We start from the raw sequence: 14,634 nt of genomic DNA, 5'->3' as shown, positions 1-14,634 counted from the left end.
AATCTAGATGCCCTCGATGCATCCACGGAAGCATCAATAGCACCGCTCCGCAAAGAATAATACCAAGATAGCTCAAGACAAGAATCTGTATGCTTTTTAGGCGAATCTCAAACATCTAATCCTCTCATCAAAAGATCAATTATACTCCCTTTTCAAGACACACTAAAACAAGCTAGATCCACTCAACTCAATAAGCAGAAGCAAGACAAGACAAGACAAGACAAGACAAGACAAGACAAGACAAGACAAGACAAGAATTAAAGCATAAATTAAAAGATAAAAAATCATAGAAGAAAAAAGAAGTAATCCCAACCCTGCATCGACCTACATTCCCACACTTGAAAAGTGCAGTATCATCAGCGATGAGGAGCTTAACTTCCAGGTTCGGAATGGAGCTGGGTGTGACCTCCTCTCTATAGACACAGGGAAAAGGGAGAAGAAGATAAGATCTTATCCTCTACTCCCTTTTCTAGGGATTAGAATTGTATCTTGTTTATAGCCCAATCTAAGAAAAATACAAACTAGTTTTTAAGCAAAAATTTAAAAACTTCATTTTCACTTTTCCTTTTTTAGTAATAAGCATACACTCAATAAGGCAGTGAAGACATCATTGACTAGCAATTCATATGCTTCTTTGAATAAAAATAAGCCAAACGGTCTATTAGTATTGGTCAGCTAAATGTATTACTACACTTACACATCCAACCTATCAAGCAAGTAGTCTTCTTGCGACCTTCAGGGAAAGTTTATCTTGGAGTTGGCTTCCCGCTTAGATGCTTTCAGCGGTTATCACATCCATGCGTAGCTACCCAGCGATGCTCTTGGCAGAACAACTGGTACACTAGTGGCATGTCCATCCCGGTCCTCTCGTACTAGGGACAGCTCTCCTCAACTTTCCTACGCCCACGGCAGATAGGGACCGAACTGTCTCACGACGTTCTGAACCCAGCTCGCGTACCGCTTTAAATGGCGAACAGCCATACCCTTGGGACCTGCTCCAGCCCCAGGATGCGATGAGCCGACATCGAGGTGCCAAACCTCCCCGTCGATGTGAGCTCTTGGGGGAGATCAGCCTGTTATCCCCGGGGTACCTTTTATCCTTTGAGCGATGGCCCTTCCACACAGAACCACCGGATCACTATGACCGACTTTCGTCTCTGCTCGACTTGTTTGTCTTACAGTCAGGCTGGCTTATGCCATTACACTCAACTTGCGATTTCCAACCGCAATGAGCCAACCTTTGCAAGCCTCCGTTACTTTTTAGGAGGCGACCGCCCCAGTCAAACTACCCACCAGACATTGTCCTGCTTGAGGATAACTCAAGCCAGTTAGCAGACAGAAACATTAAGGGTGGTATCTCAAGGATGGCTCCATCTCCACCGGAGTGAAGATTTCAAAGCCTCCCACCTATCCTGCGCATAATGCTCCCATCGGCAGTGTCAAGCTGTAGTAAAGGTCCACGGGGTCTTTCCGTCTTGCCGCGGGTAGGAGGAATTTTCACCTCCACTACAATTTCACTGAATCCCTGGTTGAGACAGCTCCCATCTCGTTACGCCATTCATGCAGGTCGGTATTTAACCGACAAGGAATTTCGCTACCTTAGGACCGTTATAGTTACGGCCGCCGTTTACTCGGGCTTCAATTCAAAGCTTCACCTTGCGGCTGACTAATCCTCTTAACCTTCGAGCACCGGGCAGGCGTCACACCTTATACTTCCTCTTACGAGTTTGCAAAGTGCTGTGTTTTTGGTAAACAGTCGGGAGGGACTCTTTGCTGAGACCACATTGCTGTGGCACACCTTATCGCGAACTTACGGTGCTAGTTTGCAGAGTTCCTTAACCAGAGTTCTTTCACGCGCCTTAGAATACTCATCTCATCTACCTGTGTCGGTTTGCGGTACGGGCAACATTAGCTAAACTTAGAAGCTTTTCTTGGCACGACGGTATCAGTGATTCTCTCTTCCATCCGAAGACTTCAAAGAGCCTGTCAGGTTTGTGATACAGGAGCGGATTTGCCTCTCTCCCAACTTACACCTTTCGACCAACTATTCCATCAGTTGGCTCACCTAACCCTATGCGTCCCTCCATCGCACACTAATGTTGGTATAGGAATATTAACCTATTTGCCATCGCCTACCCCTTTCGGACTCGGCTTAGGACCCGACTAACCCTACGATGACGAGCATCGCGTAGGAAACCTTAGACTTACGGCGAATATGATTCTCACATATTTTATCGCTACTCATTCCTGCATGCTCACTTCGCATCGCTCCAGCACTCCTTGCCGGTATACCTTCAACGCTGATACGAACGCTCTCCTACCACTACACGGCACAATTTAAACTATCTTGAGCATCAAATTTTTATTTGATTTTTTACTGATCCTTTTTCTTTGACTTCTTTTGAACAAGAAAAAGATTTCAAAATCAAATAAAAATAAAACTCTAAATTTTTTAAGTTTGACACAACTAGATAATCTAAATTGTGCCGTGTAATCTACAACTTCGGTGTCTATCTTAGCCCCGTTATATTTTCAGCGCGCAATCACTAGACCAGTGAGCTGTTACGCTTTCTTTAAAGGATGGCTGCTTCTAAGCCAACCTCCTGGTTGTCTAAGTAACTGTACATCTTTTTCCACTCAGAATAGAACTTTGGGACCTTAGTTGGTAGTCTGGGTTGTTCCCCTCTTGACGATTGATTTTATCACCCACCGCCTGACTCCCAAGATACGGTAATAGGTATTCGAAGTTTGACAGGGTTTGGTACCGCGGTGAGCAGCCCTAGCCCAATCAGAGCTCTACCCCCTATTACTATCACTTGAGGCTATACCTAAATATATTTCGGAGAGAACCAGCTATCACTGAGTTTGTTTGGCCTTTCACCCCTATCCACAGCTCATCCCAACCCGTTTCAATGGGTACGAGTTCAGTCCTCCATAAGCTATTACACTTACTTCAACTTGGCCATGGATAGATCACTCAGCTTCGGGTCTGCAGCATCTGACTAAGCGCCCTTTCAGACTCGCTTTCGCTACGGCTTCGCGTTTGCTTAACCTCGCCAGATACCACAACTCGCAGGATCATTATGCAAAAGGCAGTCCGTCACCCTGATATAAATCATAGGGCTCCGAATGATTGTAGGCAGATGGTTTCAGGTTCTATTTCACTCCGCTCACTGCGGTTCTTTTCACCTTTCCCTCACGGTACTTGTTCGCTATCGGTCAAAGAGTAGTATTTAGGGTTGGAGAGTGGTCTCCCCTGCTTCAGCCCGGATTTCACGTGTCCTGGCCTACTCTGGATCCTGCTACCTAGAAATAATCTTTCGTATACGGGGCTATCACCCTGTGTCGCCAAACTTTCCAGATTGTTCTACTAGATTATTTCAGTGGATGTTGCAGTCCTCAACCCCGAATGCAAGCATTCGGTTTGCCCTCTTCCCCGTTCGCTCGCCGCTACTAGGAGAATCTCGTTTGATTTCTTTTCCTCTAGGTACTGAGATGTTTCACTTCCCTAGGTTCGCTCCATTTAAGGTAATGCATATCTCTATGCATTGGGTTGCCCCATTCGGAAATCTACGGATCAAAGCTTCTTGACAGCTCCCCGTAGCTTATCGCAGTCTAGTACGTCCTTCATCGCCTCTCTTTGCCAAGGCATCCACCATCTGCCCTTAAAAGCTTATTTTCATATGCTTTCAAAGTCTCAATAAAACTGCTTATGAATCAATGATTTTCTAAGTCTCACTGCCTTATTGAATGTATGGACAATTTCATCTAAGAATTCCTTCCTAAATGTCTTCATTCTTACTTTCAATAAGATCAGAGTTATTGTAGTCTTATTACTATAGGCTATTAACAATGATAATTCAAATAACACTTAGACTTAAAGTCTAATTTAAATCTTTAATCTCCTAAGATTTAAAGAATCTCTTAGCTTTTTTCTAATCTTTTCTGAAATTTCTAAGATTCTTTATCTAAGATCAAAAACTTAAATTAGACTTCTTGAGATTAGATCCTCATCAAATGGTGGAGAATAGCGGGATCGAACCGCTGACCTCCTGCGTGCAAAGCAGGCGCTCTCCCAGCTGAGCTAATTCCCCTAATGGTGGGCTTAGGAGGACTCGAACCTCCGACCTCACCCTTATCAGGGGTGCGCTCTAACCACCTGAGCTATAAGCCCGCATGCACTAAAGATAAATAATCTCTGAAGACTAAGCAAAAGATGTCAAGCTGAAGCAAGATAAATGAATATCTGCTTATTTCTCTTGAAAGGAGGTGATCCAACCGCAGGTTCACCTACGGTTACCTTGTTACGACTTCACCCCAGTCGCTGCATCCGCCGTGGACGGTAGCCAGTTTAGCATCCCGGCTTAAGGCGAATACAACTCCCATGGTGTGACGGGCGGTGAGTACAAGACCCGGGAACGTATTCACCGTGACATGGCTGATTCACGATTACTAGCGATTCCAGCTTCATGTAGTCGAGTTGCAGACTACAATCCGAACTGAGAGATGTTTTTGAGATTTGCTCCACCTCGCGGTATTGCGTCTCTTTGTACATCCCATTGTAGCACGTGTGTAGCCCTAGGCGTAAGGGCCATGATGACTTGACGTCGTCCTCACCTTCCTCCTCCTTACGAAGGCAGTCTCCCTAGAGTGCTCAGCCGAACTGTTAGCAACTAAGGACGAGGGTTGCGCTCGTTGCGGGACTTAACCCAACATCTCACGACACGAGCTGACGACAGCCGTGCAGCACCTGTTTTCAAGCTCTGGCAAGCCAGCACTCCGCTATCTCTAGCAGATTCTATCAATGTCAAGCCTAGGTAAGGTTCTTCGCGTATCTTCGAATTAAACCACATGCTCCACCGCTTGTGCGGGTCCCCGTCTATTCCTTTGAGTTTTAATCTTGCGACCGTACTCCCCAGGCGGAATGCTTAATGCGTTAGCTGCATTACTGCAGAGACAAGCTCCACAACAACTAGCATTCATCGTTTAGGGCGTGGACTACCAGGGTATCTAATCCTGTTTGCTCCCCACGCTTTCGCGCATCAGCGTCAGTAATGTTCCAGCAGGTCGCCTTCGCAATGAGTATTCCTCTTGATCTCTACGGATTTTACCCCTACACCAAGAATTCCACCTACCTCTCCCATACTCTAGAGTAGTAGTTTCAAATGCAGTTCTATGGTTAAGCCATAGGATTTCACATCTGACTTACTACCCCGCCTACGCGCTCTTTACGCCCAGTGATTCCGAGTAACGCTTGCACCCTCCGTATTACCGCGGCTGCTGGCACGGAGTTAGCCGGTGCTTATTCGTTAGATACCGTCATAATCTTCTCTAACAAAAGGAGTTTACAATCCTAAAACCTTCATCCTCCACGCGGCGTTGCTGCTTCAGGCTTTCGCCCATTGAGCAATATTCCCTACTGCTGCCTCCCGTAGGAGTCTGGACCGTGTCTCAGTTCCAGTGTGTCCGTTCACCCTCTCAGGCCGGATACCCGTCATAGCCTTGGTGAGCCATTACCTCACCAACAAGCTGATAGGACATAGGCTGATCCCATAGCGAAAAACTTTCCCTCGTAAGGAGTATCTAGTATTAATCACCGTTTCCAGTGGCTATCCCAGACTATGGGGCACATAACCTATGCATTACTCACCCGTGCGCCACTAATCCACTCTCTAGCAAGCTAGAGAGCTTCATCGTTCGACTTGCATGTATTAGGCACGCCGCCAGCGTTCACTCTGAGCCAGGATCAAACTCTCCATAAAAACTTTTATGGAGTTTGTCCAAAGAAAAATCAATGGCTAAACTCTCCATAAAAATAGAATTGTTTGTCCTAAAACTCTGTTATGTCAAAAATCACAAGTTATAACTTCAATATAGAATAAATCTATACGGGTTATAAGAGTTGTAAATATATTAGACATCAGAATATTAAGTTTGTTTCTTTTAGTTTTAAGTCATAAAAGAAGACTTTACACTCAACATTCTTTTGCTTAGTTGTCAAAGATCATTATCTAAAGTTATTTGATTAAAGGTTTAAAATGAAAACTAAACTTAAGTCAATTTAGCTCTATAATAATTAGAGAGCAAACTAACATAAATGAAGAAGTTTCATTTATTTATCTAAAATCACAATAAAAATAAATAGAACACACCAACAAGGCAAAACAAAACAATCTTTCTAAAAAAGACAATAAGACTTTTAACCCTTAGAGTTAAAAGGTTACCGTCAAATCTTAGGGAGATTAAAGCGTCTCACCGACTTGGGAAGTGGAATAATACACTAAAAAAAATGAAAATGAGCAAGAAATTTTCAAAAAAATGAATTTTTTTAGAAAAGAGGGGGAAATGGGGAGGGGGAAGGGATATATAATTGGAGTTGATTGCGATATTTACAATATACATAGCGAATCATTAAAGTTGATTGCAAATCATTGAAATTGATTGCAATAAATATACATATGAAGTTTTCTCTAGATAGATATAGGACAAAAGATTCAAATCAAACAATAGCGCTCAAAATTTGAATGTGAGAATCAAAGAATATTAAAAGCTTGATCACCAAATCTAGAAATCAAAAGTTTTCTTAAAACAAGCTTTTGATATTTTGGAGAAATTTTGGCAAAACACTATGTGTATCACATACTTTGCGCATAAAAAATTAAAATAAACCTAACGGGGAAATACAAATGAGACCAAGTCCACCAATAATCACAGAATCACAAGTGGACTTGGGAAAAACACATGAAAAATAATAAATCTCGCAAGACTTTTGATGCCTCCTGCAATAAGGAGGCATCATAAAATCTTCCTGTTCTTTTTCTTGCTTTTAAATTTTTTTCAATTTTTCAAATCAAAAAATAAGGTGACCCACGAGATAAATACTCATGGGCCACCAATCTCACAATATCACTGAGCCTTGGCGTATTTTTCACCCACTTCAAAGGCTTTGATATTGAGATCCAAAACCTTGCTTGGGACCTTTTTCTTCATCATTTCAAAAACAAGATCTCGATCGATTGCTTTTGAAAGTTCTACAGCAATTCCTAGCGCGACAACAGATTGTGTCACCACATTGCCAATTTCATTTTTGGCAATAGAAATCATAGGAATCTCAATGACTCGAAATCTCTCCCTATCTTCATCGCTTGGCTTCACGAGATTGGAATCAATCACAATCAATCCCCCTTGTTTAATCCCGCTTTTAAATTGATCATAACCAATCTGAGCAGTTGAAAGCATAAAATCAATACTTCCTTCCATGGCATAAGGATAGAAGATTTCTTTTTCATCAAGCAAGATATCTACTTTTGTCGGACCACCGCGCACTTGACTTGTGTAACTCGATGCTTTTACTGCAAATCCACCACTCTCAATCTTGGCTTGAGCCAAAATCTCACCAGCGAGCAAAACACCTTGTCCCCCTACTCCACTAAAACGAAGCTGCTTTCTCATTTTCCACCCCCTTGAGCCTTAAGTCGCACCCCTTCATAGGCCTGAGTATATTCCATCCGTTCCTCTTGGTGCAAAACACCCATGGGAAATTTACCGACCTTCTCTTCTTCGCTCAATTGATCAAACTTTGTTTTTGAAAGCGTAATGGATTCAATCCATTTAAGATTTTGCACAGCCTCACCCATTTTGTTTTTGCGTCCAAGGTTGATGTGGCAGTTACTAAAAACTTCCATAAAACTAAAACCATTATGTGCAAACCCCTCACTCAAAATCTTTTCAATTCTCTTAGGATTGAGCACATTTTCACGCGCGACAAATGTCGCTCCAGCAGATTTGGCTAGAGAACAAGCATCAAAATTGGGGTCGATATTGCCATATTCAGCAGTCGCAGTCCAAAAACCTTGAGGAGTTGTAGGTGAAGTCTGAGAATTTGTCAGACCATAGATAAAGTTATTGACCAACACAAGATTGAGGTCAATATTTCGCCGACAAGCATGGATGGTGTGATTCCCACCAATTGCCAAAGCATCGCCATCTCCACAAACAACAATTACTTTTTTATCTGGATTTGCAAGCTTGATTCCTGTCGCATAAGCAAGAGCCCTTCCATGTGTTGTATGCACAGTATTGCAGTTGATATATGAACTCATTCTTCCGCTGCATCCAATTCCACTGACAACACATACATCTTTCATATTCCAACCATTCTCAGCAATCGCACGAATGATAGACTTCAAAATCACTCCATCCCCACATCCCCAACACCAAAGTGTAGGAAGCTTATCTGTCCGCAAATATTGATCATAATTAAATGCCATTTCTTCCTCCTTACATTTTCTTCAAAATCTCTTTAGCCATCACATCAGGATCAATCGGTCGCCCATCAAACTGACCAATAAACTCGACCTTTCGTCCTAGCATATGTTCTACTTCATAAACATATTGACCACGATTAAGCTCCACAACAATAACTTTTTGTTGAGCTCCAATCATTGAAGCAAAGCTTTCTTTAGGGAGTGGATAGAGAATCTTTGGAGAGAGGATTCCGACTTTTTTACCCATCTGACGCAAAATCTGAATAGCTTCCAATGCGGCAAGACAAACTGAACCATAAGCGACAATCACACACTCTGCATCCTCTAATGAATATTGCTTAAATTCTGCGATACGCTCAGCCTGACTTTCAATCTTCCCACACAGCCTCTCAACAAGGGATTGAGCCAAATGTCGATCCTCTGTAGGGAATCCAGCCTTGCCATGATGCAGCCCAGTCACATGATAGAAATACCCCTCAAAAAATGGATTTAAAACAGCAGGAGTATTTTCCTCGACACCATAGGGCATATAATCCTTTGGCTCTCCGACAAAACGCTTACGATTGACAATCTCCACATCCTTAGCATCAGGTAAGACAACTTTTCCATACATATGCCCAACGGTTTCATCAAGCACCAAAAATACAGGTGTCATCAATTCCTCAGCAAGATTAAATGCTTTGATTGTTTGAAAATAAACTTCCTCAAGACTTGATGGAGTTACAACCACAGCTTTAAAATCTCCATGTGTTGGATGTTTCAAAAACTCAATATCTCCTTGAGAAACACGCGTAGGAAGACCTGTAGATGGACCACCTCTCATCACATCTACAATGACAAGAGGAATCTCAGCCATAAAGCCATAGCCAATCTGCTCGGTTTTGAGTGAAATTCCTGGTCCAGAGCTTGCCGTCATCGCTTTTGTCCCACTCATGGATGCACCAAGAGCAACGCAAATCCCTCCAATCTCATCCTCCATTTGGATAAAAGTCCCATTATGTTTAGGAAGAAGATTACTCATAGAATGTGCAATTTCGCTTGAAGGAGTGATTGGATATCCCCCAAAAAACTTACATCCCGCATCAATTGCAGCAATTGCAACTAACTCATTTCCATTGATCACCAACTCTCTCATTTATTCTCCTTATACTCTTGAGGCATCAAAAAGCCATTTGCCTTGATTTGCTCACCTCGCATTTTTGCCTCTTGATTAATTTTTGCAAATTTGAAAGCATCTTTCTCAGCCACAAAAATCGCAAAATCTGGGCAATGCAACTCACACTCTTTGCATCCAATACAACTCTCAGGAAAAGAAACCTCAGCAACTTTTCCTAGAACCATCTTAGAATCCAAGCGCATTACAAGGACACCAGCAGGGCATACAGACACACAAATATCGCACCCCTTACATCGCTTCTCATCGACCCATACAGGAACATTCTCCATCTCTTCTCCTTGATTAAAATCAACCATTTTAAGGTTCACTAATATACAATAGGATTCAGATCCAAATAAATCTAAATTTATTACTTTGTAAAATTATTCTTATGATCTTGATAGGTTTCTGAAAAAGCATGTTTGCCATCGCGTGTCCTGACAAAATATAAATAAGGGACATTGGCAGGTTTTAGGGCAGCCTCTAGTGCCTCAAAACTCACGCTTCCTGAAGGCACTGGGGGGATTCCTTTGTATCGATAGGTATTAAATAAACTCATATCTTCTCTGATACGCTTAGGGGTGACCTTATCATGGGAATATTTGCCATAATTGAGTGATCCATCCATCTGCAAAGGCATGCCACGCTTGATGCGATTCTCAATCACTGCTGAGATGAGAGGCATTTCCTTGAGATCTGCTGCTTCTTTTTGAATAATGGCTGCCTTACTAAGAATCTGTCTCCACTTCTGACTCCCATACACAATCCCATGTTGTTTGGCAAAATCCCTATGCTTTTTCTGAGAATAATCAAGGAGAAACCAAATAATATCCTCAGGCATTGCACCATAGGGAATCCTATAAGTTTGAGGGATAAAGCTTCCTTCAATACACCGAGGGGATTTAGCACATGCATCCCACAGGGCTTGCTCTTCCACTTCAAAAACCTGTGCGATATCTTTGAAGAAAAAGTACATTGTTTCTCCAGGAATAAGTTTGATCTCCTTGAGCGCTGCTTTGGATTTGGTAAGCTTATAAAACAAATCACCCTTTGAGAGAGCTAGAGATCCAAGATCAATCCATCCGCTTTGAGGAGATCCAAAAAATCTCAAAATAAACGAATCCAAACGATTGGCATCAATGCTCTGAGCTGCGATGTATGTTACAATCTGATTGATTGTCCCCTTTGGGAGCATAATCACCTCTTTGGGGGTTTTAATATTGAGATTAAGATAGAAAAGAATGACCACACAACCAAAAAAGAAAAGAATCAAAAAACGATACATCATCCTAGCAGCTTTTCTTAGCATCATTCTTGCACTACTCATTGGGTGTTTTTATACTCTTTCAAAAGGGATTAGTGTTCAGCGATTTAAGGTCGCCAATATCGAATTCTTGGGATTGTATCTAAAACTCGACAATAAACTCACGCTAACCCTTGACTCCATCAAGATCAAGAAACAAGAAAGCAAAACTTCACTCAATATTCCAAAGACGATCAAATGGTTTCAAAATAGCCTAGTTGCAATTTCATACTTTGAAAGGATTGAAGTCAAAAACATTACTCTCCCAGACTCAACCAAAGCATCAATTTTTTATGATGGCAAGCGTTATCATCTTGATTTTCCTAGACTTCAAGCACTCTTTCAGATTCAGCAAAATCCTCAAAACATCTATCTCAAGATTCAAAAACTTATCGCACAAGATCTCAAAACACAGATCAATGGGCATATCCAATACAACATTCCACATGGAAAAATCACATTCTCTCTCATCGCACAAAACAACAACAATCTAAAACGCAATCAAGAAAAACTCATCATCAAAGGGGATTCCAATCTCAAAACCCTCAACATAAGTGCCTTTAGCACACCCTTCAAAGATCTCAAACCCTATGAAGAAGAACTTCAAAAAATCCCTACTCTTCATAAATGGCTTATCCAAAAAGCCTCTTTTGATTCTGTGCGAATTAAAAATCTTTTTTTTAGTGCGCCACTTGATGAAAATTTTGTCCCAAGGATGCTCAAAAGCCTCTATGCTGAAGTGGATCTTGAAAATGTGGCTCTCAAACTCGAACCAGAGCTTGCTCCCATCACAACCCCCTTTCTTAAGGTTAAATTTCAAAATGAAACACTAGGATTTGATCTCCAAAATCCTCTGTATGAAGGCATTGACCTGCAAGGAAGCTCTGTCGAACTCCACAATCTCACCAAACCCAACCTCGGTGTCAAAACACTAGTCTTTTTGAAATCCAAAAATGCCACATTAGATCAACGAATCCATCGTATCCTTCAAACTTATGATATTGATTTTGATGTCAATCAAAATGATTCTGTGCTTGACCTTGATCTCAAGCTCTCTTTCCTTGCTAAGCCAGATCACCATCTAGATGTAGAGGCACAAGGAGTATTTCAGGGGCAACAAACTCATCTTGAACTCTTTGGGATGCCCATCTATGCTGAGACGCTCAATGTCGTATTGGATCTCAAGCCAGATGCGCGTCATATCTTCATCAATAATACAATGGCAAAACTTGAAAATCCCCTAATTGAAGGACTAATCAATTGTGATATCGATCTTTTGGAGAAAAAACTCTATGGCCAAATTCACCCAAATTCAATCAAAATCCAAACCAAAACAGACACTCAATCTCCATTAGATCAAATTTTTATCCTTGATTCCAATGACTTATCTCAGTTTCAAATTGATGTGGATTTTTCTCATGCTCCCCTCATTACAATTCCAGAGTTTGATCTTACACTTCTTTTGGATGACACCAAAGAAATCATCATCCAAAACATTGCCAAACTCTACCCATACTCTCCACTCCTCAAACACCTTATGATCACAGATGGACATACCAAGATTGAGACAAAAGACTTCAAAAACTTTCTCATTAAGGGAGAGGTATCAGATCTCAAATATCCTATTTTTGACAAAACATGGAAGCCTATCAAGACATTGGGGATTCAAGCAAAGATTTCAGATCAATCTATCTCTCTTCAATCATCTGATCAAAGTATCGCTATAGATTATCAAGACCATGCCCTCAAGGTAATCTTCCAAAATAAAAACTTCGACCTCCTCGCACTCAAAAACAACAAAATCCCAGCACTTTCCATCAACTCTCTTCAAACACAACCCCAAGATTCCAAATCTAAGGATTTGCAATCTACAGCGCCCAAAGATCAATCCTTCTCTCTTTATTTAGAATCAAAAAATTCAGCTATTCGCTATCAAAACTTCACGATCCCTACAGATGAAATCATCACCAATATCAAAGATCAAAAAACCACACTTGATGCCACTTATAAAAACGGCATCCTCAATTTGGATCTTTATGATGATGTGATTCGCTTCAGAGCCAATAATTTCAGTGGAAATTTCATCAATCTCATCGCAGGCAAAGAACTTATCCAAGGTGGGCTTTTTAGCGGAAAGGGTCTCTACAAAAATAAAATTCTTCGTGCAGATATTGAGATGCAAAACACAATCTTTAAAAATTTCGCCACACTCCAAAATATCGTCGCCCTCATTGATACCATCCCCTCACTGATTGTTTTCAAAAAACCAGGTTTTAGTACAGAGGGTTATCAAGTCAAACATGGGCGTGTGGTTTTGGAACTCAAAGATCATTACCTTGGGCTTAAAAAAATCGATCTTATAGGGGATACAATCGATGTTTCTGGTGGTGGGATCATCGATCTTGACACCCAAGATCTCAATGTCTCCCTCACCATCTCAACCATCAAAGGACTTTCTGAGGTTCTAAGCAAAATCCCCATTGTTGGCTATCTTTTGCTAGGCAAAGAGGGTAAAATATCCACAAGCTTGATTCTGAAAGGAACACTGCAAAATCCACGCTCTGAAGTCACTCTAGCAGAAGATATCATCAGTGCTCCATTTAAAATTATTGAGCGTATTTTTATCCCAGATTAAGGAGAGACATATGACACTTTTTGATGGATGTGAAAATCAAACTTATAAAATCACTGCCATTAAGACCGAGGATGAAGCATTGAGACATAGATTATTTTCTCTAGGAATCACAAAGGATTGTCATATCTTTCTTGAGCGCTTTTCATCCAATAAAGCAACCCTAGCCATTCAAGTCAATCAAACAAAAATCGCCCTGCGAGATTCTGAAGCCCAACACATCTTTGTCGAGACGATATGACAAAGGCTCAAAAAACACAAATCATTAAGCGCAAGTTTCTTATGCATTATGGGGATGCCAAAACCGAACTCCAATACTCTAATCTTTATGAATTGCTTGTGGCTGTGATGCTATCAGCTCAATGCACAGACAAGCGCGTCAATCTCATAACACCTGCTCTTTTTGAAGCCTTTCCCTCCATTCATCTTCTTGCACAAGCCAATCTCTCTGATGTTAAAGCATTGATCAAGAGTTGTTCATTTTTCAACAACAAAGCCACACATCTTATTGCCATGGCACAAAAAGTAGTACAAGAATTTCAAGGAATCATCCCCTCTACTCAACAAGAACTCAAATCCCTCCCTGGAGTTGGACAAAAAACAGCCAATGTAGTCTTGATCGAATATTTTGGTGCAAATTTTATGGCTGTAGATACACATGTATTCCGCGTCTCTCATCGCCTAGGGCTCACTCAAGCCAAAACTGCTCAAAAAACAGAAGAAGAGCTAGTAAAATTATTCCAAGACAATCTGCATGCACTTCATCAAGGATTTGTTTTATTTGGGCGATATATTTGCAAGGCAGTTACACCAAATTGTAAAGATTGCTTTGTGAGTGATCTTTGCAAAACGAAGAAAAACTTCAAACCACAATAGTCGAGGAAAGAATGAAACTGATTATTCAAAGTTTTATCAATACTATTCAAACGATTGCAAATCTCACTCCCACATCCACTGAAACCCACGCTCATCAAGAATACTGCTCAAAGATTTCAATCCAAGATGAAACATATTATTTTGCATGTGACAAGGATTTTATGCTACTTTTGGCTCAGACTCTTTTGACTGAAAGCAATCCAAGTCAAGAAGAGATCCAAGATCTCTCTCAAGAGCTTGCCAATCTTGTCATCGGTCAAGCCAAAATGATGCATACTGATCCAAAAATCAAAGTCAGTCTTCCTATCTTTGTGTTGCCTCAAGAGATTCCGACAAATCTCACACAAAGCGCACATTTTCAAATCCAAAAAGGAACATGCAGCATCTATAAGGAGTAAAA

The 14,634-nt window shown here is 41.2% G+C and carries 9 protein-coding genes, 2 tRNA genes and 3 rRNA genes; 4 read left to right on the top strand and 10 right to left on the bottom strand.

Annotation, left to right across the window (positions count from 1 at the left end; genetic code table 11):
• Positions 1-311: 311 nt before the first annotated feature.
• The 10 genes from rrf to T391_RS0100965 all read right to left on the bottom strand — a co-directional run bounded on the left by rrf (position 312) and on the right by T391_RS0100965 (position 10,732).
• Positions 312-427: ribosomal RNA gene (gene rrf, locus T391_RS0101010) — 5S ribosomal RNA — on the bottom strand.
• A gap of 213 nt (positions 428-640) precedes the next feature.
• Positions 641-3,679 (bottom strand): 23S ribosomal RNA (locus T391_RS0101005).
• Between the two features lie 339 nt (positions 3,680-4,018).
• A tRNA-Ala gene (locus T391_RS0101000) sits at positions 4,019-4,094 on the bottom strand.
• A 3-nt stretch (positions 4,095-4,097) separates the two neighbouring features.
• A tRNA-Ile gene (locus T391_RS0100995) sits at positions 4,098-4,174 on the bottom strand.
• Positions 4,175-4,262: 88 nt separating this feature from the next.
• Positions 4,263-5,762 (bottom strand): 16S ribosomal RNA (locus tag T391_RS07515).
• Together the 16S, 23S and 5S rRNA genes with 2 tRNA genes alongside form the textbook arrangement of a ribosomal RNA operon.
• Before the next feature lie 1,144 nt (positions 5,763-6,906).
• A complete protein-coding gene (locus T391_RS0100985) occupies positions 6,907-7,452 on the bottom strand; it encodes a 2-oxoacid:acceptor oxidoreductase family protein (RefSeq protein ID WP_027326777.1) in 546 nt (181 codons plus the stop codon).
• Complete coding sequence (locus T391_RS0100980) at positions 7,449-8,270, bottom strand: 2-oxoglutarate ferredoxin oxidoreductase subunit beta (protein WP_027326776.1); 822 nt, start codon at positions 8,268-8,270, stop codon at positions 7,449-7,451. The genes T391_RS0100985 and T391_RS0100980 overlap by 4 nt, the downstream gene beginning before the upstream one ends.
• Positions 8,271-8,280: 10 nt before the next feature.
• Positions 8,281-9,402: a 2-oxoglutarate synthase subunit alpha gene (locus T391_RS0100975; RefSeq protein WP_027326775.1), complete on the bottom strand. Its 1,122-nt coding sequence runs from the start codon at positions 9,400-9,402 to the stop codon at positions 8,281-8,283.
• Positions 9,399-9,713: a 4Fe-4S binding protein gene (locus T391_RS0100970; protein WP_034583300.1), complete on the bottom strand. Its 315-nt coding sequence runs from the start codon at positions 9,711-9,713 to the stop codon at positions 9,399-9,401. Before T391_RS0100970 ends, T391_RS0100975 begins: the two co-directional genes overlap by 4 nt.
• 80 nt (positions 9,714-9,793) lie before the next feature.
• Positions 9,794-10,732 (bottom strand): endolytic transglycosylase MltG, encoded by a 939-nt coding sequence (locus tag T391_RS0100965; protein ID WP_158654540.1) that lies wholly within the window; start codon positions 10,730-10,732, stop codon positions 9,794-9,796.
• Here T391_RS0100965 and T391_RS0100960 point away from each other — a divergent pair.
• The 4 genes from T391_RS0100960 to T391_RS0100945 are packed head-to-tail and all read left to right on the top strand — an operon-like array spanning position 10,665 to position 14,632.
• Positions 10,665-13,361, top strand: a complete 2,697-nt coding sequence (locus T391_RS0100960) for a YhdP family protein (RefSeq protein WP_051420502.1) — start codon at positions 10,665-10,667, stop codon at positions 13,359-13,361. The genes T391_RS0100965 and T391_RS0100960 overlap by 68 nt on opposite strands.
• Before the next feature lie 10 nt (positions 13,362-13,371).
• Positions 13,372-13,599 carry a FeoA family protein gene (locus T391_RS0100955; RefSeq protein WP_027326771.1) on the top strand — a complete coding sequence of 76 codons (228 nt, stop codon included), beginning with the start codon at positions 13,372-13,374 and terminating at the stop codon, positions 13,597-13,599.
• A complete protein-coding gene (nth, locus tag T391_RS0100950; protein ID WP_027326770.1) occupies positions 13,596-14,234 on the top strand; it encodes an endonuclease III in 639 nt (212 codons plus the stop codon). The genes T391_RS0100955 and nth overlap by 4 nt, the downstream gene beginning before the upstream one ends.
• A gap of 11 nt (positions 14,235-14,245) precedes the next feature.
• Entirely contained in the window at positions 14,246-14,632 is a 387-nt protein-coding gene (locus T391_RS0100945) for a chemotaxis protein CheX (RefSeq protein WP_027326769.1), read from the top strand.
• Positions 14,633-14,634 lie beyond the last annotated feature (2 nt).

Source organism: Helicobacter pametensis ATCC 51478, assembly GCF_000518225.1.
In the GTDB taxonomy this organism is placed as follows: Bacteria; Campylobacterota; Campylobacteria; order Campylobacterales; family Helicobacteraceae; genus Helicobacter_G; species Helicobacter_G pametensis.
This window is presented reverse-complemented; position numbering and strand designations above follow the sequence as displayed.